This window comes from Arthrobacter sp. BGA-UO-ETr-C19, from assembly GCF_059568005.1.
This window is the reverse complement of the sequence record NZ_JCAQPC010000018.1, coordinates 74,013-95,893: the sequence shown is the minus strand read 5'-3', so window position 1 is coordinate 95,893 and position 21,881 is coordinate 74,013. Positions and strand designations below refer to the sequence as shown.

The window sequence follows — 21,881 nt, the reverse complement described above, 5'->3', positions numbered from 1 at the left end:
GATTCCCGCGACCAGTTCACCGGTGGCGGGGGTCCTCCCTTTTGTTTCCCGGTTTTGGCTCCGGTTTCGGGGGAAACGGAAGGACCCCGGCACGGTGTGCCGGGGTCCTTCCGCTTCGGTGTAGCTCTTGGCTAATTGACCTGGTTGATGATGGTCTCGGCCACTTCGCGCATGCTGAGGCGGCGGTCCATCGAAGTCTTCTGGATCCACCGGAAGGCCTCTGGCTCCGTCAGGCCCATCTTGGTGGTCAGCAGGCTCTTGGCGCGTTCCACGAGCTTGCGGGTGGCGAACTGCTCCTGCAGGTCGCTGACCTCACTCTCGAGGGCCTTGATCTCCTCATGGCGGGAGAGTGCGATCTCCAGGGCGGGGATCAGGTCGGCGGGCGTGAACGGCTTCACCACGTAGGCCATGGCGCCGGCGTCGCGGGCGCGCTCCACAAGTTCCTTCTGGCTGAAAGCGGTCAGCAGCACCACGGGGGCGATGCGTGCCTTGACGATCTTCTCGGCCGCGGAAATGCCGTCCATGACGGGCATCTTGACGTCCATGAGGACCAGGTCCGGCTTGAGCTCCTCGGCCAGCTGCACGGCCTTCTCTCCGTTGTCGGCCTCGCCGATGACGTCGTAGCCCTCGCCCCGCAGGATTTCGATGATGTCCAGGCGGATGAGGGTTTCGTCTTCGGCCACAACTACGCGGCGCGCCGGCTGGGACGTTTTGTTTGACTCCGTCGGTTCTGACACGGGATCTCCTTGAAAAGGTACGGCGGGACTATGACTATCTTAGTTGGACCCCGCGCTTGTACTTGGATCGGCATGGCTTGTTGCGACGGCAGTGGCGCGATTCTGGTTTTAGCCTATCTGCATGTAGAGTAAATCCGCGCACTGGTAGTGGCTGCGTTGATCACACTTCGCTGTGAGCCTACGATTGTTACTCCGTGTACTCCGCGCCCGAGTGGCGGAATTGGCAGACGCGCCGCACTCAAAATGCGGTATCGAAAGGTGTGTGGGTTCGAGTCCCACCTCGGGCACGTGTTTCCCCTGTTCAGGGGCTTTTCTGCCTCTGAGTGTGCACATTTTGTTCACTTGTGGCCCCTTCGGGGGCCTTTTTCATTGCTGGCCGGTTGCCTCCTTGCCTTCCTGGATGGACCGGTTGTTGTTCGTTACCAGTTCATGGGCCTTTATGGCTCGGCCAACATGACCTGAGAAGAATTTGGTGTGGGTTTCTTTATCGCATCGCTGGGTGTTCACTAGTTCCTCCTTGGCGGCTGTAGGTGGCTGATCTGCTTATCCATGGTGGTTTCGCGGGAGGACGACGTGACTTGCGCACAACTGGTCGGGAATCGGGGTCGCCCGGACGCCCAGAGGCTGTCCGATGCTGCCTGACGGCGAGGCGGCGTCGCCCTATGTTGTAGCCCATGATGCACACCGCCCTTCTTCCATGGATCGACGGTTTTTCCGTCGATAGCTGTTCATGGCTGCCGCCGGAGTCGACTACATGACGCTGTGGATTCTTTGCCGCGGTGTCCCGAAGCGCTGTGCCTGCTGCCTGGCTGGTCTCTCATGTCTCTTCATTGCCCGCCTGTTGGGTGACTGCATGACGGAACGATGACCCGCCGAACCATCCTTAGCGGATGAGGAACTGTACGTCAGGCTGTGGTGCGGCTCTGTCTTTTAGGGAACTTGTTCGCGGCCGTCCGAAATCCCAGTCCGGCGTGGCCTCCCTCAGCCCAACTGTCCCGACATCTCTGTTGCGATGCACCAACGTGTCCCTGTCACGTTGAGATCCAAGAGTTTTCGAGAGCCGCCGTCAGAAAAGAAGGAATCGAACTCTACCCCGAAAGCCCGGCAGCTGCGTGCTGACGTCAGGTTGGGGTGTACTTCAACCTGCACGCTACAACGAAGGGCTTAATTGCAGTTTGCTGCAATCGCATCCGGGTGAAGTGCAGCTACCTGAAGGGCAGCGCCGATGATGCCCGCGTCGTTCCTTAGTTTGGCCGGCAAGATCGGGGTATTCAGTTTCAATTTCGGAAGGTACTGGTCGGCGCAAGCTGAGATCCCACCGCCCACTATGAACAAGTCGGGGGAGAAGAGGAATTCAACGTGAGAGAAATAGCGTTGAAGGACCTCGCTGTATTGCTCCCAGTTCAGGTTGTTTCTCTCGCGGGCGACGGCCGAGGCCTTGGTTTCCGCGTCAAACCCGTCGATCTCGAGGTGGCCCAGTTCAGAGTTGGGCACGAGTTTTCCATCGAATACGAATGCCGAACCGATGCCTGTTCCCAGCGTGATTGCCAGGGCTGTGCCAGTAACACCTTTACCAGCACCAAATTTCACTTCCGCCAAGCCAGCAGCGTCCGCGTCGTTGATGACCTCGACGAATCGATGAAGACGGTCTGTGAAGAGGGTTTGAATATCGAAGCCGACCCACGAAGGGTCCAGGTTTGCAGCTGAGCGGGCAACGCCGTGCTGGACGATCCCGGGGTAAGTAACCCCTACCGGTGCACCCACCCCTTGCGCTTCCATTCGCTGCTCCAGTTCCTGGACTACTTCTGCGACAACGTTGGCGACGGCATGTGGCGTGCGCAGACTTGGGGTCGCGATATGGACCCTATCTCCTTCAAGACGGCCAGTGGTGAGGTCAGTGATGCCGCCCTTAATGCCGGTGCCACCGATGTCGATGCCGATCATGGAAAGTGAGGTCATGCCTATGTTTGGTCCTCTGTTAGCTGTTTTAGGGATTTGCCGGGTCCGGACTTTGCGTGGCAGCGAACCGAGGCAGAGGTGATAGCTGCGCGGCTTTCAGACGAATGGCGGCGACTTGCGTGCTTTCAGGATCGGTGACCACGCCGCTTGCTACATCAGCCGTTGTCAGCAGTTCTTGCAACGGTTAGTCTTTGCTGCTGAAGGCGGCGTCGAAGCTGGTCTGGGAGGCGGGGAAGTCGAACTTCTTCAGGGCGGCGAGGGCTTCGGGGGCGCCGTGCAGGCGGTCCATGCCGGCGTCCTCCCATTCCACGGAAATGGGTCCGTTGTAGCCGATCGCGGTGAGTGCCCGGAAGGACGATTCCCAGGGGACGTCGCCGCGTCCTGCGGAGACGAAGTCCCAGCCGCGGCGGGGTTCGCCCCAGGGCAGGTGGGAGCCGAGGACGGTGTTCCGGCCGGTGGGGCGGAGCTTGGTGTCCTTGCAGTCCACGTGGTAGATCCGGTCCTTGAAGTCCCAGATGAAGGAGACGGGGTCGATGCCCTGCCACATGAAGTGGGAGGGGTCCCAGTTCAGGCCGAACGCTTCGCGGTGGCCGATCGCTTCGAGGGTGCGGACGGTGGTCCAGTAGTCGTAGGCGATCTCACTCGGGTGGACTTCGTGGGCGAAGCGGACCCCGCATTCATCGAAGACGTCCAGGATGGGGTTCCAGCGGTCGGCGAAGTCCTGGTAGCCGGCGTCGATGACCTTCTCCGGGACCGGGGGGAACATCGCGACGTACTGCCAGATGGAGGAGCCGGTGAACCCGACGACGGTGTCGACCCCGAGGGCTTTGGCGAGCCGGGCGGTGTGTTTCATTTCCTCGGCGGCGCGGGTGCGGACGCCTTCGGGGTCGCCGTCGCCCCAGACCTTGGATCCGACGATCGCTTCGTGGCGGAAGTCGATCGGGTCATCGCACACGGCCTGGCCCTTGAGGTGGTTGGAGATGGCCCAGACCTTCAGGTTGTACTTTTCCAGCACGGCGAGTTTGGAGTCGACGTAGCCGGGTTCGTCCCAGCGCCAGGCGTCCAGGTGGTCGCCGGAGACGGCGATTTCCAGGCCGTCGTAGCCCCAGCCGGAGGCGAGTTTGGCGACTTCCTCGAAGGGCAGATCGGCCCACTGGCCGGTGAACAGGGTATACGGGCGGGACATTTCAATCTCCTTCGGTGACAAGAGAGTTGTCGTCCACGACGGTTAGAGTGCTCTTGTTGTTGGCTGATTCTTCGACGGCCGCCAGGACGCGCTGGACCTGCAGGCCTTCCTCGAACGAGGGCAAGGGCGCAACACCTGTGGCGATGGCGGTGAGGAAGTCGCGGATCTGGTGGGTGAATGTGTGCTCCCAGCCGATGATGTGCCCTTGCGGCCACCACGCCGCCAGGTAGGGGTGCTGGGGTTCGTTGACCAGGACCCTGCGGAAACCCTGCTCCCGGACCGGGGAGGTGGCGTCCAGGAAGCCGAGTTCGTTGAGGTTTTCCAGGTCGAAGGTCAGGGCGCCTTTCGTGCCGTATACCTCGATCTGGAGGCTGTTCTTCTGGCCGGTGGCCACCCGGGAAGCTTCGACGGAGGCGCCGATGTCACCGGTGAGCCAGAAGGTAGCCCACGCAGCGTCATCGACCGTGACGTTCTCCAGGCCTTCCGGGCCGGGGCGCTGGGTGACGAAGGTCTTCAACACCCCGGATGCCTCCAGGATGGTTTGTCCGGTGAGGTATTGGATTTGGTCGATGGCGTGGGAGGCGATGTCACCGAGCGCCCCGGACCCTGCGGTCTCCTTACGCAGCCGCCACGTCATGGGTGATGCTGAATCTGTTAGCCAGTCCTGTAGGTACGCGGCGCGCACGTGCCGGATCGTGCCAAGGCGGCCCTCGGCGATCAGTTCCCGGGCCAAGGCCAAGGCCGGGACGCGGCGGTAGTTGAAGCCGATCATCGATTGCACGCCGTTGGCGCGGGCCTTGGCGGCTGCTGCGGTCATGAGTTCAGCCTCGGCCAGGGTGTTCGCCAGGGGTTTTTCCACCAGGACGTGCTTGCCCGCCTCGAGCGCGGCAATGGCGATCTCGGCATGCATCCAGCCCGGAGCGCAGATGTCCACGATGTCGATGTCATCCCGGGCGATCACCGTGCGCCAGTCGCTGGCTGATTCGGCCCAGCCGTACTTGGCCGCTGCCTCTGCCACGGCGCCGGCGTCCCGGCCCACCAGGACCTTCTGTTCGAAGGCCGGGACGTCGAAGAAGCTGGCCACGTTGCGCCACGCGTTGGAGTGGGCCTTTCCCATGAAGGCATAGCCGATCATCGCCACCCCTAACGTACGCCGGCTTTCGAGCGGGAGCTCAGGGGGGCCGGAGCGAGACGGCATGGTGCCTTCAATGTCGGGACCGGTCACGGGCGTGTTCTTGTGTGATTTCTCGTCCAAAAGACTTCCTTTCGATGCAGGAGGGTGGAGATAGGGGAGGGCCGGGGGTGCGACCGAGTGCACGTGGTCGGTGCCGATCTGGTTGTTTCAGTGGCGCTTTTCATTGATGGTGCCGCAGGGCACGCTCGGATCAACTTGGACGGTGTACAAGTCGATGTCTTGCTGCGTGACGAGGATGCCGTGTCTGTGTTCGAACGCGGCAGGTATCAGTCGGTCGACGGCTTCGCTGATTTTCTGGTCCAGGCTCTGTGGGTCGTCCTCTGTCGTAACCTGAACGGATAGCGAGAGCGGTGGATGATCGGGCAGGTCGTTGTGTGTGATGAGGTTGTCCTCGTTAGTTGGCAGCCGATCGGCGTCGTAGGACATGAGCCCTCCTAGGCTGGTGAACAAAATGGCAGGGGAAAGACGAAGAGATCTCATCTGCTTTGGTCTGGGCCACGCCCGTTGTCACCGATGAGCGACCAAACGTGAGGATGACAGCGATTGCCGACGACCCGCTTTGGTGACGGAAGATCCTGGTGGCGAGGGGTCATAGGATGACTGATCTCGAGGACGGGCCGGAACCGGGCCTGCTTCTCAGCGAGGGTTCGCGCGGGGACTTCACCGTACTGAGGCTTCCGTGCTCGCCGACGAGCTATCGGCAGATCGACCGTCGGCCCACGGTGAGGTAAGCCACTCAATCATGCGATGGATGCTGCGCTGGGCACCGACTGTCGTCGGTTCGTTGAGGTGTCCGTGCTCTGTTCCGTGTTCCCTGACGGTCAACATGTCCACGCCCGCGCCGGCGAGTTCGGCGGCAAAGGCGTCGCCGGATGCGCGGATGGTGTCCACGTCGGAATTAAGGATGAACGTGGGTGGAAAGCCGGATAGATCATGCCCACCAGGGAATGCATAAGGGTCGCCCAACTGCTTGGGGTCTCCGTTCACGTAGTTCAGAGTCAGCCCTTCGACGCCTTCCGGCGTTAGGGGGATGCCGGGGGCCGGGGTCGTCACGGCGAGCTTGGCCTCCAGTTCGCTGCTGAACTGCGGCAACTGCGGGTGCAGCAGTGGGTAGGCGAGCAGCAGTCTGGAGGGCATGGCGAGGCCCTGATCGCGCAGACGCAGAGTCAATCCTGCTGTGAGGGTCCCCCCTGCGCTTGCTCCACCCAGTGCCCAGCCGGCCGGACTCTGCGAATGTAGTTCTCTGTTTGCCCAAGCGAGAACAGCCTCTATCTCGTTGATCGCTACGGGGTAGTAGGCGTTACCGGCGCCCGGTTCGGCGCCGAGGTCCAGAGCCCACTGAGGGACCGGGGCGAGTCGGTAGTCTACGGCTACGACGGAGATCCCGGCCTCGGCCAGGCTGGTGGCGACCCAATCGCTCTCGGCCATGTCGAGGTCGCCGTGGATGTACGATCCGCCGTGGCACCACACCATGCCGACCCGCTCGGGGCGGGACGTTGATGGTGTGTAGATGCGGATCGGGATTTCCCCGTGCGGCCCCTGGAGTTGTCCGTTCTTGGTGTTGACGGTGTTGTCTGTCATGGTCTTATCCTTTCCGAGCGCTGGCGCTGAACGCTGCACGGATCCGTCGGCTAAATCCTTCATCGAGGCCCGCCCAGGAAGGCCGGATCCTTGAGGCATCTGGGAGGGTTTACTGGGCAGATGCGCAAAGCTTGTGCTGGAAATCGGAGCACCTGGACTTCAGCACGGCAAGAACGACCGTTCGAAACAGCACGTCATATGAGGCGAGCCGCGCGTCTCTGGTTCTCGTGGCCCTCCAACGGAGCCCAGGGTGTATTGATTCGTCTAAACGGTTCCTATGTGCCAGATGCCGGGCGACGTGCGGGAGGCCTGCCAGGGGAGTAGCGGTTATGCGCTCGGTTCTTCGATGCTGGACAGGTATGCCAGGGATTGGCTGATGCCTTCGAAGAGGTCGCCGGTGTAGTCATCAAATTCGACTACGCCTGTTTCGAGTGATGTGGCTGCCCGGAGGATAGCCGGGACGTCCATTGCTCCCTCGCCGGCAGGCAGCTGGGCCGTGGTATCGGTACTGATCGGGCCGTCCTTGATATGGATGAACTTCACCCGGTCACCGAGCCGAGTCAGCAGATCAGCGGCGTTTTGCCCGGCCACGGCCGCCCAATACGTGTCGATTTCAAGGACAACTTCCGGCTGCAGCAGGCTGGAGAAGTAGTCGAGGGCCGTGACGCCCTCGATAGTGCTCTCCAGTTCCCAGGCATGGTTGTGGTACCCAACGCGGATGCCATACTCGGCCCCTTTCCGGGCGGCGGCGTTGAGTTTCTCCGCTGTGGCCTGAATAGTTTCCGGGTCCTGCCAGTGTTCGGCCGGCAGGAAGGGATCGATAACTGTGGTGATGCCCAGTTCCTTCGCCGCGGCGAAGATCTCATCCTGGTCCTGGCTTAAGAGCGGGGCGTGGCCGGAAGGAGCCGTGAGTCCGTTTTCCTTCAAAGCGGCACCGAGCTCTTTGACGGTGGCCACGAAGTTGTAGGGTTCCACTTTCGTGTAGCCGATAGCGGCGACTTGTCTGATCGTGCCTGGCAAGTCTTCCTGAAGGGAATGGCGCAGCGTGTACAGCTGGAGGGAGTAGGACATGTTTTCCTTGACGTCTTTGTGCTTCGAGTCTTGTGGCATGTGTCAGCGTCCGGCGAGGGAACCGCCGATACCGCCGACGCTGAAGTATTTGTTCAGAGTGGCGAAGAGGATGACCGGCGGGACCATCATCACGACGGCGAGGGCCATGACTGAACTCCAGTCGGTGAGGTTCTGCTGGAAAAATGACTGGACACCCAGGGGCAGGGTGATGATCTCGGTTGATCGAAGGAACACGATGGCCACGAGATAGTCGTTCCACGCGAGCAGGAAGGAAAAGATCGCTGTGGAGAGCACTCCTGGCAGGGAGTTGCGCAGCACGACCTTGGTAAAGGACCCGAAGACCGAGCAGCCATCGATCCAGGCCGCTTCCTCCAGGCTCATCGGGATCGAGTCGAAGTATGCGGCCATCATCCATGTCGCTACGGTCATCGTGGACCCCACATAGATGATGGTCAGGCCCAGAAGGTTGTCCACCAGCCCCATCCCGGCGAACAGGATGAACAGCGGTACTACTGAGGTGATGATTGGCAGGGACTGCATCACAAACAGGAGCAGCGAGTAGCCGGAGACTGCTTTGCTCCTGCCGCGGGAGAGGACATAGCCGGCCGGTGCTGCCACGGCTACTGATACGACGACCGTCGCCAAGGCGGTGACCAGGCTGTTCTGCAGCCAGGTGGTGGCGAGCGTTTGGGAGAAGATGTAGCCGAAGTTCTCCAGGGTAAGGCCCGTGGCGGTACTAGTTCGTCCTGGCGTCAATGAGAGAACTATCGTGACCATGATTGGGATCAGGACGATCGCGGTGATGGCAAGGATCAGGGCGAACCTCCACCAGCGCCCGCGCATACCGGCTTCAGGAAGTACAGGGGGTTTGCCTGTAGCTCCCGGAACCATGCCAACTTCGGCGGTTGGATGCAGTACTGCACTCATTATTCGACGCTCGACTTTCGGATCTGGCGATAGAGAATGACCGACACCACGACGAGGGTGAGAGTCATGAGGAAGGCGATAGCCACGCCGGGGCCCGTCTGGAAGTTCTGAAAGACGGTGCGGTAAGCCAAAACCACGAGCGAGGTAGTCGCATCGACGGGACCGCCGCCGGTGAGGAGGTAAATGGTGGGGAAGTCATTGACACAAAAGATCGTCATGAGGATCCAACTGATGTAGGTCGAGCGGGAGATCAGCGGGAGGGTGATCTGGCTGAACTGCTGCCACCGGCTGGCGCCGTCCATGCTGGCAGCTTCGTAGACGGAAGTGTCCACTGATGCCAGGGCCGAGGATGTCATCATCATCATGAACGGGAAGCTGACCCACACCTTGAAGATCATGACGGTAACAGCGGCCAAGGTCGGGTCGGCCAGAAATAAGGGGCTACCCAGGCCGAGGCTTCGGAACAGCGCAGGGACCGGGCTGTCAGGCGTTGCCACCAGCCAGTTCCAGGCAGCCGCGGAGACCACGATCGGCACTACCCAGGGCAGGAGCAGCAGTACCTTAAAGACTCCGTTTGCCGGGATCTTGGTACGCAACAGCAGGGCCAGACCCATTCCGACAAGCCAGGAGCCGAACACTCCCACAACAGTGAACAGCACGGTGAAGCGGGCAGCCTTCCAGAACGCCCCGGATGAGAGCACGTTTGCGAAGTTCTCCCCCCCGATGAACTTGCCGGTCTCGATCAGGGAACCGTCATGAGTGGCTTGTACTCCGGCGTAGATGAGGGGATAGGCATAGATGAGTACCAGCAGCACCACTGAGGGCAACAACAGCCAAAAGAAGGTCCGGCGGGTCTGGGTGCTGAGCTTGCTCTTGCGGTTTCCCGGCAGGCCGGGGCCGCCGGGGGCTACGCCCCGGCGGGCCCGGTCCAGGCCGGTGCGTGCAGTGGATGACGACACGTTTCAGCCTTACTTCTTCGTCACTGATTCGAGGCCGGTCTGCAGATCCTGCAGTGCGGTCTTCGCATCTGTCTTGCCACCGAGCACCGTCTGCGTGAACTGGCCAAGGAACTGGCCACCCTCAACGGCTGCCAGGGAGGCGAAGAGCCGAGTGCCTTGGGCGCTGAACGTCTTGGAGATCGGCTGCCAGTCTTTGATGATCTTCACGTTGTTGGCATCCTTCTGGAACTCGGGAAGTTCGGTGATGGATTTGAACACCGGCATCGCTCCGATCACGCCCTGCTTCCACAGTTCCTTTAGCTGGCCCAGGTAATAGACGACGAATGCCTCAGAAGACTCCTGCGACGGGGTGTTCTTGTACATCATGATGTTGTTGCCGTAGGTGAGGGTTGCTTTGTCACCGTGCGGGCCCGTTAGCGGATCCGCGACCAGGATGTCACCTGAGGTATCCCCGGCTCGCTGGGGAAGGCCAGGGGAGTGGGTGCCGAAGGCGATCTTTTTGTTCTTCCACTGGCTGGTGAGGCTGTCCTCGTTGTAGCTCAGAGCGGCCGGGTCCACTATGCCGTTGGACGCAAGTTCGCGGATGAACTCCACGGTCTCGACGTTTCGGTCACTGAGGGCATCCGGCTGGCCGTCCTTGGTAAACAAGCCGCCGCCATTGTTGAGCAGCATCTGGACTACGGATTGGGTTCCGATGTTGTTTCCGGCGCCGGCGCCGGTACCGAAGGCGAACGCCCCGATTGCTTTGAGTTTCTTGCCGGCTTCCAGGAGTGTGGGCCAGTCCTTGGGAAGTTCAGCTCCCGCCTGCTCGAAGAGTGACTTTCGGTACCAGAACACGCGCGGGTCCAGCTGCCAGGGAATGGCGATGTAGCCCTTGTCGGACGCAAAGGGCTCGAGCACGCCGGGAAGGAAATCGTCGAACATACCGTTCTTTTTCAGTTCATCGATGACCTTGTCGGCGTAGGCGATCTGGTTCTGCTCTTCGAACTGGAAGGCTTGGAATCCGGCGCCGGTGGATACTGCAGGCCCCGTCTTGGAAGCGATAGCCGAAGAGAAGGTCTGATAGTAGTTGTTCCACGGGATTTGCTGATAGGTGGCCTTCGCTTTTCCGCCCTCAGGTGCATACGATTCCGTGATTTTTCTGGCTGCCTCCGTGTACGCGGCCGGCCCCCATGGCATGTCCCAGAACTTCACCGTGCCACCGGCGCCTGAACCGCCGCCTGTGGAGGATCCCGGGCCGCAAGCGGCAAGAAGCGGAACTGCGGCAACTGCCGCCGTGAGCCCGAGGAAACCGCGGCGTGAAACTGACTTGGCGTTAGTGCTGCTGGGATTCGTCATTGTTCTTTCCTTTTCTGGCCTGGTGTCCCGGGCCCTGCTCTTCGTTGAGGTGGATAAATTGGAACTGCTAGAGATGTGCGGTCGCGGCTCGGAATTCCGCGAGGTCCGATGAAGTGGAACCGCTGGCAGCGAGAGCTGCCAGGCGCTTCCAGGTCGCGCGGTGGGATGACTCGTAAATGGTTGGGGAGACGAGTGCCCCTTGCGGGTCGGTTCTCTTCAGCGTTGCCGGGCGAGCGGTGTCAGGAGCCGGGATCAAGAGGTCGACGCAACCGTTCTTGGTTAGCATCCGCACACGCACGTCGTTGTTCAAAGCGTTTGAGACTACCGCGGCTATGCTCAGGGGGGCCCCTGACCCGGTGAAGGTGGCAGCAACGGCAAAACCGTTTTTGTTGGTGCGGAGGGTGCGAACGTCATCCAGGGGTCCCAGAAGCCTTCCGGCCAGCACCAGGAGTTCGGCCCTCGCCTGCTCGATGGGAATGCTGTGGCGTATGTAGGCGGTTACTTCAACGAGGGCGCTGTCCGGGGCTGCCTGTTTGTAGACCTCCGCTGCCTGGGCTACCGCAGGGTTGGAAGCCCAGCGGAAGCCGAGCACCACGGGTACCGACTTGCTGGCCGCCAGTCGTTCAAGCGACTGCGTGTCGCCTGGTTCCGGCGCGATCACCGCGACCCCGGCGGCACCTTTGGTGATGGTTTCGGCGGCTCGATGCTCCCAACCATTCGTGCCGGACACGCCCTGCAGCGCCGCCGTGTCCGCCTGTCCCGGCGCAAGGGACATGGGCAGGGACGCAATGACCGCTGCGACGGCGCCCGTCTGCGCGGCCCCGTTGTCTGCATGGACGTCGAATGTGGTTCTCATGCTGCGGCCTCTTGTCGTTTCAGTGCTGCCGACGCCGCCGCGTCGGCTGTTGCGAGTGCGAATTGCAGGTCCTGGATAAGAGTGTCGGCGCTTGGAGGGCTGGCTTCGCCGCGTGCCAGGAGCGCAAGGAACTGCCATTCCCCCTCGTAACCATTGGCATCAAAAGGGCCAAAGACTTGGGTCTTCTCGCCGTCAGATATTTCGGCCACGGCTGATCCGGCCTGCACGTAGGAGGGCGTGAAAGTCACCTTCAGGGATTTCGTGTCACTCATCGCTTCGAAGGTCCATTCAGGTTCCCAGCTGTCGGACATGACGGCCTGAAGATCAATGGTTCGGCCACCCGCCTGGACGAGTATTAGGTAGCCGAACGGCTCCAAGGCCTCGGCGCGAAGTACCTCGAGATCGGTGAACGTCGGGACGAAGCGGCGCACCAGCGGAAGATCGTGGATCGCCAGACCCATCACTCCTCCGCGGATCGAGCCCTCCAAAACGGCTGGATCGCGAAGGTCAGGAGCCGGGGGAGTGGCCGGACGGGCTACGACCTCGGTGGCGAAATCCTCAAATCGGGGATTTGGAGGTAACACGATTGATGACCGCAAGGTGTGTGCTGTCTCCGCCAGGTCGCCCCAGGCTTCCACCGCTGCTGTCCACCCCGGGTCGAAAGTGTGCATGGCGCCCACAATGATCGGCACACCGGTCTCGGCAGAAACTTCCGAGATTCGGGCCGCTTCTTCACCGCTCATGGCAAAGGGCTTTTCACACAGGATCGCGCGCTTGCCGGCCCGGCATGCGGCGATGACTTGCTCGGCGTGGAACTGGTGGGGGCTGCAGATCACCACTACTTCGACCTCAGGGTCAGCCAGCAGCGCTTCGACGCTGGTGGAAAAGCGTGCGCCTACACGTCCGGCCACTGATTCAGCAATGCCTTCGTCCACGTCCATCACATGTGCCACAAAGAACGTTTGGGTGAGTCTTGCCAGGGTGGGAAGGTGAATTGCCTGCGTCACGGGGCCTGCTCCCAGTATTCCGACGCCTAAAAGCGGTGGCGCTGTTGGCTCCTGCTGTTCGACAGCGGACATGTACATCTCCTCATTGATCTGAACACCTGAGTCGCCGTGTGTGGGCTACGCCACCCGAAAAGACATCATGCGTTTACTTTTCACTAAATATAAACAGGTGTTTTGGATTTGGCAAGACGCCAACAGGACGGGATACCGAGGAAGGGAAGTGGTTGCTTGTCAGCTTCACTTGCTACGCCGCCACTCGGCGAGCCCCCTCGGGCTCGACCGTGGGCGTGCGGGTAGGGGCGCAACTGGTCCTCGGTGGGCAGCTGTCCTCAAGTAGGTCGAACCAAGGCATCGAGTGGCCGTTCGGCACTGGCGGGAGGAAGCGTCGGTCACACTGCATCCGATGGCGGAACCGTGACTCACGGACGTGATGAGGACGCAGGGTCACGGTCTGACCCTGCGTCCTCAGTTGGTGCACGCGCGTTAGGCCTGCGCTGTCACTGGCGGCGGGCCGATGCGTACGTGTCCCAGGCGGCCAGGGCTCGCGCGTAGTAGGCCGCCCGGTAGGTGCTGGTGTCGTAGCCGTTCCACGCCTCGGGGGTGTTGAAGGCGAAGGCGCCACCCGCGGCCGCGGCGGGGTTGTATATCTGGTGCACCAGACCCTCCGCGAGCTCGTTGCCATCGGCTACCAAGTCGGGGCGTCCGAGCCGTCGGCCTTCCCGGATGAGCGTTCCGGCGAACTCGAAGTTTGTCCCGGTCCAGACCTCTGCAGCCTGAAAACCGAGTTCCCTGGGCCGGTTGGGCAGCAACGGGTAGGGTTTGCCGCCGATGGGGACTAGGTTCGGCGCTCCGAGCATGTGCCCCATGGAGTCCTTCACCTGCGTGAGATGGTCGAAGGTGTTGGTCAGGTGTGCGGCCACGTGCTCGGGCGGATTAATGTCCGCCAGCCCGAGCTGCTCGGCCACATGCTGAGGCCACAGCACGTCGACGAAGACGTCGGAGGACCTCTCGCCTGCATCGGTGAACTTGTAGTAGCTCCCGGTCCAGAAGGCGGCCTCGTACGCAGCCTGGGAAGCCGCGCGCGTGTTGTTAAGGGCGTCGACATCGACCGTCGAGGCTGCGGGGATCCCGAGCCGTTTGGCGTCCTGAGTAGCGGATGCCATGATGTCCGCGGCCAGGATGTACAGGCCGGAGTTGTAAACCCCGTGCACTCCGCCGGATTGTCCCATCACGTCATAGGTGCTGGCGAAGACGGCCGGCTCGGTGGGAAGCGTGTCTCCCTGCGATATCCGGGGTAGGACGTCGTGCGTCCACGCGCGCAGCATCGCCGGGTATGTGTCGCGCAACAGCGAATCGTTGCCCCAGCTGCGATACGCGCCGTACGCGCGGAGGAGGTACTTGACCGGACGGTCGAAGAAGGTATCTTCGGGTGCGGCTGGGCCGGTAGATTTCTCCCACAGCAGCCACGGCGCGCTCAGCTGCCACCAGATATAGCCGTCGATCGGCGGGTTGAAGCCCGGGCTGCCGGGCACTCGGCCGTTGGGGTCTTGGGCAATCATCTCGGACATCGCGCGGACCGAGTCGGCTTCGATGGAGGGAAACAGCTCACGCAGGGCAATCGCCATCTGACCCTGGACGTCGACCTCCCCCGCGTCGGCCCAGCCACCACCCGTGAGCGTGTGAAACAGGTGGGTGCCAGGGACCGCCGCGCCTACCCGGGGTACGTCGGTCTGGTGTGGACTGGAGACGAGGCCGGCTTCCCAGAAGGAGCCGTTGAACGTGAGCTGATTGAGTTCATTCAGCGCGGCCATGCGGACCGCGGGCGACACCGCGTCATCGAACGCCACCGGCTTCCACCAGCGTTCCACCGCTTCCTTTGCCTCGTCCGCGCGTGCGAGGTTCCGCGCAGCGATGGCAAAGCCCTGGTTGCCGGGATAGCTGCCCGCGACGTAGTTGTTTTGCGCGTCTTCACGCGCTCCGTAGAAGGAGGTGTAGCGCCGCATCCAGGAGGTGTCGCCCGCAGTACCGAAAGTGATCTGTGGGAAGTCCCAGGCCAGGACGAAGCGAACGGTTTGCGTTTTATGGGCCGGCAGGTTCATCTCGACTGCGAGGGCGCTGGCGGAGTCGCTGCCGTCGAGGGCAGCGTTGGGGAGGCTGCCGGTTGCACTGAAGGGGGTGTAGATGTCAGAGCCGTCGCCGTCGGCGTTCCAGGACGTTGCGTAGGTGACCCGTTGTCCGGGTTCCCTTCGCACAGCAGTGGTCCACTCGCTGTTCTGCGAGTCTGCGGTGTTGCGAGGGCTGGAAGCCCCCAGCGTGATACCGGTGATTTTGTTACGGTGATCCTCGGTCTCGTGGCTGGTGTAGCCTGTGCGGACGCTGGGCACGGAGCTGGGCGTGTTCTGTATTGTGCTGCCCACGTGAGCTGGAGCGTTGGGGAAGGTGAACATGGTCGACACGTTCGTCGGCTTGCTCGTTTCGTTCGTGAGTTCCACATCGAAGTAGGCCACGGGTTGGGAGGAGGATTCGTCGTTGCCGGCCACGATGGGTGTCCAGAACGTTGTTGACACGGATGTGGAGGGTACGGGGTCGGCGTAGTCGATGCGGCCGAAGGGGTAGAGCGCGCTGTATGTCCCGCTCCCAGCGTCCAGGGCCGACCAGGCAGGGAGGACGGACCCGAACTCGGAGCTGTTGACGGCGAGCGTCTTGGTCGTGGCGGTATGGCCTGGCTGCTGTTCACGAATGTGTATGGCGGCCTGGGGCAGGATGCGCTTCTCGTAGTTCGTGTTTGTGGATCCGCCCATGTTCCACGGACCGAAGGTCCCGGCCTGGTTGATCATGAACGAGCCTGCTCCGAGTCCACCGAGCGGAATACCGAGCCCGGGCTGAGCCATGGGGTTGCCGAGCTGGAACGGCGAGGTATTGGGATCGGAGGTATCGCCTGCACAGCGTTGCCAGTCGTGAGTGCTGCATGGGGTGCTCCCAATGACTCCAAGAGGCCGCTGGTATGCGGCTTCACCCAAGGCCGAGTGCCCCGCCGGTTGCGCGGCGGGCGCGGGCGGCGGCGACGCTAGGGCTGGTGCGATAGTTGTGGCGGCTATGCCGGCTGCGACGGCAACGGCGGTTAGCCGCCGGCGTCGGCTATGGCTTTTAAACAAGGTTGGCATTTTCATCGGGCTGTTATCTCGTACTGTTCGAGAGCGGACATGTACATCTCCTCATTGATCTGAACACCTGTCTCACTGGATGTGCGCTAGGCCACCCAAAAAGAAACCGAGCGATTCGGTTTCGCCAAACATAAACAGGTGTTCCTGATTTGGCAAGAGGGCCATAGGATGGGGTACCGAGGAAGGGAAGAGGTGGTATGTCAGCTTCACTCATGAGCCGAGGCCCGTATAAAAAGGGGCTCCAACGGCGCCAGGAAATCGTCGACGCTGCTGCACGCATATTCGCCAGGCATGGGTATCACGCGGGCTCATTGCGTCACATAGCCGAGGAAGTTGGCGTAACCGGAGCGGCTCTAATCCGCTACTTCGGCAGCAAGGAAGGGCTGCTGATAGCGGTTTTGCGCCACTGGCAGGAAGAGTCGTCCCGTTGGCAGGGGCCCCATACGGGTCTTGAACACATCCGGGCCCTGATTCCGCTCATGCGCTACCACACGACGCACCGCGGGTTCATCGAACTTTTCCTGACCCTAAGCACTGAGGCCTCAAACCCAGACCATCCCGCCCGCGACTTTATCGTCAAGCGCTACGAAGATTCGCTCCACGGTTTCAAGCGGCAGTTGAGCATTGCCCGGGACGCCGGCGACATCCTGCCGCTTCCCGATGATGCAATCGATCTGGAGTCGCGCTCTTTGATCGCACTGATGGACGGAATGGAGCTCCAGTGGCTGCTCAATCCCGACCTTGACCTTGTCAGCAATTTCCAGGCGCAGGTGAACATCACAATCTCCCGCTGGACCGGAAAGAGCATCGAGGAAGTCGCGCTCGAGACAGAGAGATGGCTGGAACGCGTGGACTCCGCACGCACTGCCGCACCTTGAACATCCACCTGAAATTTGCCGCCTGAACGCTTCCGTTACTGGTTCGGCTGAACGGCTCTGTCCTGCCGCGACCCCACAAGACATCAGTACCCGTTCTCCGCCACAGGATCTTTCGACTCCATACACTGCCGGCCAGGAGGAATGGCACAGCGCAGAGAGTAAGGAACTGCGCCCTGGCCGGCACACTTCTGCCCGGACAGACCTAGCTTCACTAACCCAGGCAGGGAAGGAACACCCGTCCCGCCTAAAAGAAACAGACGAACAGGACACACATGACGGATGATGCTGAAAAGGAACGCGAAATAACGCTGACAAGCCCTGACTATGAGCCCGGAACTATCCGGCACATCGTGCTGTTCCGCTACCGCGAGGACATCGACGGAAAGGACCTACAGAAAATCGAGCGAAAGTTCCACGAGCTCCAAACATCCAAGCGGAATGGACGCCCCTACCTCCTGAGTATCGAGTCCGGGCCACAGAACAGCCCCGAAGGACTAGGTCAGGGATTCCATCAGGCCTACATAGTGTCCTTCGCCTCGCAGGGTGACCGAAACTATTACGTCGGCGAACCATTCATCACCAATCCGGCGCTGTATGACCCGATGCACCACGCTTTCAAGTCCTTCATCACGAACTACATCAGCGATCAGGAGAGTAGCGTTCTCGTCTTCGACTTGCAGCCTGCGCCAACCACCAATCGGCCATAAAGCACCGCTGGTTTGGATCCTCTTCTTTAGCTACTCCCCGCCTATTTTAAAGACCCGATAACCGTGATTCCGTAACCCTGACCGCTACCAACGGTTAGTCAGCCGGCCTTGGTCCACTGTGCTCCCATCGCCCTTCACGGCAAATGTGCCACGGCTCGTGGCACAGGCAAATTGGGTCCAGCCCTATGAGCCTCGGACTATTCGCCCCCGGCCAGCAGATCCACGTTGGTTTTCCCAGCCCAGCGGGGTCACAAAGGTTCCCAGCTCGATCCGGGAGGTGCGCTGGCTGCGGGCGGCCACCATCGCGATGGGGGAGGAGATTTCGAACTGCAGATGGCGGTGGCGCAGCCAGGCACTGTCGAATCCGAGCCGCTCGCCAAGTTCGATGATCTGCAACGTGGATTGGTGACCCTTGGGCGGGATCTCCCGGATCAAACAGCCAAACAGGGAGGAATCAGAGCTTGCGCAAAGGACGTGTGAAGACGGTCATGGGCTCTACCCAAGGCGTGGCTCTGGGTGCCGAGGGTCAAATGGTGATCGTCTGTTGCCCCCATGTCATTACGTTCGGGAAAGGGGTAGATCTCGCGACGCCGCTGGAGTAGGTTGAGCGCAATTATCAGCGTCGCCGGGGAGTCAACCGTGACCAGCAGCAGACCCAATCACAATTGGCATGTCCCCTCCCGCCTCCTCGCACTCGGCATCGCAACCGCAACTGCGTTGGCGACCTCCGGGTGCACGTCCACGCCCACGCAGGCCCCCGCGTCGTCCACTGCACCGCCACCGGTGGCCGCTTCACCTACCGGCACGACCGAGGGAGGAAAAACAGGACCGGCGACTCTGGGCGGACTGGACAAAGCCAAGGTCCAGGACACTTTCCGGACTCTCGCCAAGGAGCTGCTCGTACCGGGAGCGGCCATGATGCTCCGCACCACCCAAGGCGACATCAGCCTCACCTACGGCGTGACGAGCGCAGGCGGGTCAACATCTGTCTCACTCGATGACCACATCCGCATCGGCTCCGTCACCAAGACGTGGACGGGGACCGTCATCCTCCAGCTCGTGCAGGAAGGCAAACTCAAGCTTGAGGATCCCGTTTCGAAGTACCGCTCTGACGTACCGAACGGCGACAACATCACCATCGAACAACTCCTGACCATGCGTAGCGGAATCTACAACTACTCGGAGTCGTACGAGCTCAGCAAGGCCCTCGACATCACGCCGCAACGGGTCTGGACGCCTGAGCAACTCGTGGCCATCGCCCTGCCGCTCCCCGTTTATTTCGGCCCCGGCGAAGGCTTTCACTATTCGAACACCAACACGGTTCTGCTGGCGCTCATAGCCGAGAAAGTAGATGGCAAGGGCTTCGGCCGGATCGTGCGCGACCGGATCCTGGAACCACTCGGCCTGAAACAAACATCGTTCCCGGCGTCGGACTCTTCGGACCTTCCCAAACCTTTCTCCCGCGGCTACATGTACATGGACAACCTCCTCACCCTTTCCACGACCAGGCTTCCCGCGGACCTGATCGCCAAGGCACAGGACGGCTCCTTGAAACCAAATGACTACACAAACGCCAACCCTTCTTGGACGTGGGCCGCCGGGCAGGGAGTCTCAACGGCGGGCGACCTCATGACCTTGGCCGAGGCCCTCACCGATGGCAAACTGCTCAACCCGGACCTTCAAAAGAAGCGCATGGACAGCCTTGCGCCGATCGACCCGGACAACCCAGACGCGGCGCGGTATGGCATGGCACTGGCCCAGTTCGGCCCGCTCTACGGACACACCGGCGAACTCCCCGGCTACAACACCTTCATGGGCAGAGATCCGCAGAACAATGTGACCTTGGTAGTGTGGACCAACCTTGCCCCGTCACCGGACGGACGGGATCCGGCGTCGACCATCGCCAAGGCCATCATCGGGGACCTCTACGGTGCAGCGCCGACAGGTCCAGCCACGCGGTGAACCTCGGACACGGCGTCGCCGGCGGGCCCGAGGGCTTGGCACCGAGGATATCTGTCCATGGGAAAAACCAGGCAAGCCTGGCCCAACCTCGCCCTGCCTCCTCTAACGCACAGATCCCTCAGATCGGGAATCCGGTCAGTCGTTCCCCGTGATCAACCAGCTCAGGTTTCGGGCTCAGCATCGAGTCGCCGGCCTCCCCTGAGCTTCATATGGGAGAGAGCCGCCCATGTAGCTCCGCAGTTCACACACACTCCAGTGACATCGCCCCACGGCCCTCCTGTCTGCAGGGTCCCGGTCAGCGCGCTTCCATTCCTTCGCCCATGGGATGCCCGAAGGAGCTCCGAACCCTATGACGTTCGTTGAAATCCCAGTCCTCGGCTTACCGGGGCACGTAATGCTCAAGAAGGTCGTACGCGGACTCCGGCTGAGCACGGGGAATACCGTGACACAGGGCGGAATGACGGTGGCGGTCGAGAGGACCAGTTCATGGGCGTTCATGGATCGGCCAACATGACTTGAGAAAAATTCGGTGTGGGCTTCTTTATTGCATTGCTGGATGTTCACCTGGGTCCTCCTTAGCGGCTGTAGGTGGCTGATCTGCTTATCCATGGTGGGTCTGGGGGAGGATGACGTGACTTGCGCTCAAACGGTAGGGAATCGGTGGCGATGGACGCCCACAGGCTGTCCGATAGTGCCCGACGGCTGGGCTTTGCGCCTGCGTTGTAGCCCATGATGCTCACCGCCCTTTCTTCCATGGCTCGAGGGTTTACGTCGATAGCTGTTCATGGTTGCCGTCGGAGTCGGCTGCATGACGCTGCGGGATTTTTGTCGCGATGTCCTGAAACGGGGCATTGCTGCCTGGCTGGTCTTTCATGGTTGTTCATTGACGGCCTGTTGGGTGACTGCATGACGGAATGATGCGCCGCCGAAGCGCCCTTAGGTCAGGCTGTGGTGCGGCTCTGTCTTCTTGGGCGACTTTTCTGCAGACATCCGGCTATGCGCCGGGGTGTCCCTGTCATGTTGCGGTCCAGGAGTTTTGAAAGCCGCCGTCAGAGACGAAGGAAGCGGGCCTTACCTCGACAGCCCGGCGGCTCCCTGCCCGACGTCAGGTTGGGGTGTGCTTCAGGCGGACAGCTGGAGAAGAAGCAAGAACTTAACTTCGACGGTCCGTAGCGCCGGGCCGAGGCGGCGGCCGCACCGGATGTCAGACGGGTAGTAGACATCCAGGCATAGTTTCGGACCACCAGGAGCGGTCGTGACTTTATGGGCAGACTCGACGGGGCGGCTTGTGCTGGTGCTGTCACGACGGGGCCGCCGTATATACGAGAAGGTCAAGGGCGTGGCGCGGTCGCTCAGCGCCGACCTATATCTGCGCGAGCTCGACGATGTTTTCGGTGGCGGCCCAGGAAGCTAGGAGCTTGAGTGCTTCCTCCGAGGGACTGCCGGGGGTGGCCGGGTAGACCGTGAGGGAGTGTCCCGGGTCCTCCTCCAGCCCCAAGACCTGGTAGTTCAGTTCCAGCAGGCCCGCCACAGGGTGCTGGAAGAACTTTGTTCCGGCGTAGTGGCGCCGGACGTTGTGGGAGGCCCAGCGCGTCCGGAATTCGTCGCTGCGCATGGACAGTTCGCCGATGAGTTCGGCGATGCCTTTGTCGTGCGGGTTGCGGCCGGCCTCGCGGCGCAGGATGGCTACGTTTGTGTTTGCTGCTCGCTCCCAGTCCGTGTAGAAGTTGTGCGCGCTGGGGTCCAGGAAGATGAACCGTGAATGGTTGGCCGGGCGGGCCGGGCCGCGGTACATGTCCGAGTAGAGGGCGTAGCCGAGGGCGTTGGCTGCCACGATGTCCATCCGGTTGTTGCCGATGAAGGCCGGTGCCGTGGCGATGGCGTCCAGGAGGTACTGCAGCTCGGGGCGCACGCCCGCCATTACAGGCGCGGGGGCGCGCTTCCGGCCGGGCATGTTGGCGGTCCGGGCAAGGTCGTAGAGGTGGTCGTGCTCTGCGCGGTCCAGCTCAAGCGCCCCCGCGATGGCGTCCAGCACGCTGTCTGAAACACCTGTGAGGTTTCCCCGCTCTAGCCGGGTGTAGTAGTCCACGCTGACGCCGGCGAGGCGTGCCACCTCGTCCCGGCGGAGCCCGGGAACGCGGCGCCGTCCTCCGTAGGGTTCGATCCCTGCCTGTTGCGGAGTTATGCGTCCGCGGCGTGTGAAGAGGAACTGCCGTACCTCGGCTCGGTTATCCATAAAGGACACGTTACGACGAATACCCAAACCCTAAGGAGGGCCCTGCCATAACCCGTTACAGCAGGGCCCTCCTTAACGGACGTGGTCCTGGACGCTGCATGGCCTCCCCTTTAGTTAG

Annotated in this window: 18 protein-coding genes, 1 tRNA gene and 1 pseudogene; 4 read left to right on the top strand and 16 right to left on the bottom strand. The window is 61.7% G+C overall.

The genetic code is table 11. From position 1 onward, the window contains the following. Positions 1–131 precede the first annotated feature (131 nt). The gene (locus AC57BR_RS10430) at positions 132–737 is read right to left on the bottom strand and encodes an ANTAR domain-containing response regulator (RefSeq protein WP_496360220.1); all 606 of its coding nucleotides are present in this window, start codon (positions 735–737) and stop codon (positions 132–134) included. A gap of 205 nt (positions 738–942) precedes the next feature. Between AC57BR_RS10430 and AC57BR_RS10425 the strand changes: the two genes are divergently transcribed. Next, positions 943–1,024 (top strand) — tRNA-Leu (locus AC57BR_RS10425). A 79-nt stretch (positions 1,025–1,103) separates the two neighbouring features. Here AC57BR_RS10425 and AC57BR_RS10420 read toward each other — a convergent pair. From AC57BR_RS10420 to AC57BR_RS10360, 13 genes are all read right to left on the bottom strand, one after another. Beyond that, on the bottom strand, positions 1,104–1,244 hold the full coding sequence (locus AC57BR_RS10420; RefSeq protein WP_496360218.1) for a hypothetical protein: 141 nt from the start codon (positions 1,242–1,244) through the stop codon (positions 1,104–1,106). A 657-nt stretch (positions 1,245–1,901) separates the two neighbouring features. Continuing rightward, entirely contained in the window at positions 1,902–2,696 is a 795-nt protein-coding gene (ppgK, locus tag AC57BR_RS10415; RefSeq protein ID WP_496360216.1) for a polyphosphate--glucose phosphotransferase, read from the bottom strand. Between the two features lie 184 nt (positions 2,697–2,880). Next, on the bottom strand, positions 2,881–3,882 hold the full coding sequence (locus AC57BR_RS10410; RefSeq protein WP_496360214.1) for a sugar phosphate isomerase/epimerase family protein: 1,002 nt from the start codon (positions 3,880–3,882) through the stop codon (positions 2,881–2,883). Position 3,883: 1 nt separating this feature from the next. Next, positions 3,884–5,080, bottom strand: coding sequence for a Gfo/Idh/MocA family protein (locus AC57BR_RS10405; protein WP_496360540.1), 1,197 nt, complete (start codon positions 5,078–5,080; stop codon positions 3,884–3,886). A 144-nt stretch (positions 5,081–5,224) separates the two neighbouring features. After that, entirely contained in the window at positions 5,225–5,503 is a 279-nt protein-coding gene (locus AC57BR_RS10400; RefSeq protein WP_496360212.1) for a hypothetical protein, read from the bottom strand. A gap of 234 nt (positions 5,504–5,737) precedes the next feature. Continuing rightward, positions 5,738–6,658: an alpha/beta hydrolase gene (locus AC57BR_RS10395; protein WP_496360210.1), complete on the bottom strand. Its 921-nt coding sequence runs from the start codon at positions 6,656–6,658 to the stop codon at positions 5,738–5,740. Positions 6,659–6,985: 327 nt separating this feature from the next. Next, a complete protein-coding gene (locus AC57BR_RS10390) occupies positions 6,986–7,729 on the bottom strand; it encodes a sugar phosphate isomerase/epimerase family protein (RefSeq protein WP_496360208.1) in 744 nt (247 codons plus the stop codon). A 42-nt stretch (positions 7,730–7,771) separates the two neighbouring features. Then, a complete protein-coding gene (locus tag AC57BR_RS10385; protein WP_496360206.1) occupies positions 7,772–8,656 on the bottom strand; it encodes a carbohydrate ABC transporter permease in 885 nt (294 codons plus the stop codon). Further along, complete coding sequence (locus AC57BR_RS10380; RefSeq protein WP_496360204.1) at positions 8,656–9,615, bottom strand: carbohydrate ABC transporter permease; 960 nt, start codon at positions 9,613–9,615, stop codon at positions 8,656–8,658. Before AC57BR_RS10380 ends, AC57BR_RS10385 begins: the two co-directional genes overlap by 1 nt. A 9-nt stretch (positions 9,616–9,624) precedes the next feature. Continuing rightward, positions 9,625–10,953 carry an ABC transporter substrate-binding protein gene (locus AC57BR_RS10375; RefSeq protein WP_496360202.1) on the bottom strand — a complete coding sequence of 443 codons (1,329 nt, stop codon included), beginning with the start codon at positions 10,951–10,953 and terminating at the stop codon, positions 9,625–9,627. A 67-nt stretch (positions 10,954–11,020) separates the two neighbouring features. Next, positions 11,021–11,809, bottom strand: a complete 789-nt coding sequence (locus AC57BR_RS10370) for a hypothetical protein (protein WP_496360200.1) — start codon at positions 11,807–11,809, stop codon at positions 11,021–11,023. Further along, the gene (locus AC57BR_RS10365; protein WP_496360198.1) at positions 11,806–12,888 is read right to left on the bottom strand and encodes a Gfo/Idh/MocA family protein; all 1,083 of its coding nucleotides are present in this window, start codon (positions 12,886–12,888) and stop codon (positions 11,806–11,808) included. Before AC57BR_RS10365 ends, AC57BR_RS10370 begins: the two co-directional genes overlap by 4 nt. A 425-nt stretch (positions 12,889–13,313) precedes the next feature. Continuing rightward, on the bottom strand, positions 13,314–15,707 hold the full coding sequence (locus AC57BR_RS10360; RefSeq protein WP_496360196.1) for a GH116 family glycosyl-hydrolase: 2,394 nt from the start codon (positions 15,705–15,707) through the stop codon (positions 13,314–13,316). A gap of 470 nt (positions 15,708–16,177) precedes the next feature. Here AC57BR_RS10360 and AC57BR_RS10355 point away from each other — a divergent pair, with 470 nt between their 5' ends. Continuing rightward, positions 16,178–16,858 (top strand): TetR/AcrR family transcriptional regulator, encoded by a 681-nt coding sequence (locus tag AC57BR_RS10355; protein WP_496360194.1) that lies wholly within the window; start codon positions 16,178–16,180, stop codon positions 16,856–16,858. A gap of 272 nt (positions 16,859–17,130) precedes the next feature. After that, positions 17,131–17,565, top strand: a complete 435-nt coding sequence (locus tag AC57BR_RS10350) for a Dabb family protein (protein WP_496360192.1) — start codon at positions 17,131–17,133, stop codon at positions 17,563–17,565. Positions 17,566–17,793: 228 nt separating this feature from the next. Here the strand turns inward: AC57BR_RS10350 and AC57BR_RS10345 are convergent. Next, positions 17,794–18,004, bottom strand: a pseudogene (locus AC57BR_RS10345) (LLM class flavin-dependent oxidoreductase); the annotation flags it as partial. 200 nt (positions 18,005–18,204) lie between these two features. Between AC57BR_RS10345 and AC57BR_RS10340 the strand changes: the two are divergent. Next, positions 18,205–19,527 carry a serine hydrolase domain-containing protein gene (locus tag AC57BR_RS10340; RefSeq protein ID WP_496360190.1) on the top strand — a complete coding sequence of 441 codons (1,323 nt, stop codon included), beginning with the start codon at positions 18,205–18,207 and terminating at the stop codon, positions 19,525–19,527. A gap of 1,363 nt (positions 19,528–20,890) precedes the next feature. On the opposite strand, the gene AC57BR_RS10335 is transcribed toward AC57BR_RS10340, so the two are convergent. Further along, a complete protein-coding gene (locus tag AC57BR_RS10335) occupies positions 20,891–21,763 on the bottom strand; it encodes a helix-turn-helix transcriptional regulator (RefSeq protein ID WP_496360188.1) in 873 nt (290 codons plus the stop codon). Positions 21,764–21,881 lie beyond the last annotated feature (118 nt).

Coding starts and splice junctions, on each gene's coding strand:
- ppgK (WP_496360216.1), bottom strand. CDS start 2,696: ATGACCTCACTTTCCATGATCGGCATCGACATCGGTGGCACCGGCATT.
- AC57BR_RS10410 (WP_496360214.1), bottom strand. CDS start 3,882: ATGTCCCGCCCGTATACCCTGTTCACCGGCCAGTGGGCCGATCTGCCC.
- AC57BR_RS10405 (WP_496360540.1), bottom strand. CDS start 5,080: ATGCCGTCTCGCTCCGGCCCCCCTGAGCTCCCGCTCGAAAGCCGGCGT.
- AC57BR_RS10400 (WP_496360212.1), bottom strand. CDS start 5,503: ATGTCCTACGACGCCGATCGGCTGCCAACTAACGAGGACAACCTCATC.
- AC57BR_RS10395 (WP_496360210.1), bottom strand. CDS start 6,658: ATGACAGACAACACCGTCAACACCAAGAACGGACAACTCCAGGGGCCG.
- AC57BR_RS10390 (WP_496360208.1), bottom strand. CDS start 7,729: ATGTCCTACTCCCTCCAGCTGTACACGCTGCGCCATTCCCTTCAGGAA.
- AC57BR_RS10385 (WP_496360206.1), bottom strand. CDS start 8,656: ATGAGTGCAGTACTGCATCCAACCGCCGAAGTTGGCATGGTTCCGGGA.
- AC57BR_RS10375 (WP_496360202.1), bottom strand. CDS start 10,953: ATGACGAATCCCAGCAGCACTAACGCCAAGTCAGTTTCACGCCGCGGT.
- AC57BR_RS10370 (WP_496360200.1), bottom strand. CDS start 11,809: ATGAGAACCACATTCGACGTCCATGCAGACAACGGGGCCGCGCAGACG.
- AC57BR_RS10365 (WP_496360198.1), bottom strand. CDS start 12,888: ATGTCCGCTGTCGAACAGCAGGAGCCAACAGCGCCACCGCTTTTAGGC.
- AC57BR_RS10360 (WP_496360196.1), bottom strand. CDS start 15,707: ATGGCTCAGCCCGGGCTCGGTATTCCGCTCGGTGGACTCGGAGCAGGC.
- AC57BR_RS10355 (WP_496360194.1), top strand. CDS start 16,178: ATGTCAGCTTCACTCATGAGCCGAGGCCCGTATAAAAAGGGGCTCCAA.
- AC57BR_RS10350 (WP_496360192.1), top strand. CDS start 17,131: ATGACGGATGATGCTGAAAAGGAACGCGAAATAACGCTGACAAGCCCT.
- AC57BR_RS10335 (WP_496360188.1), bottom strand. CDS start 21,763: ATGGATAACCGAGCCGAGGTACGGCAGTTCCTCTTCACACGCCGCGGA.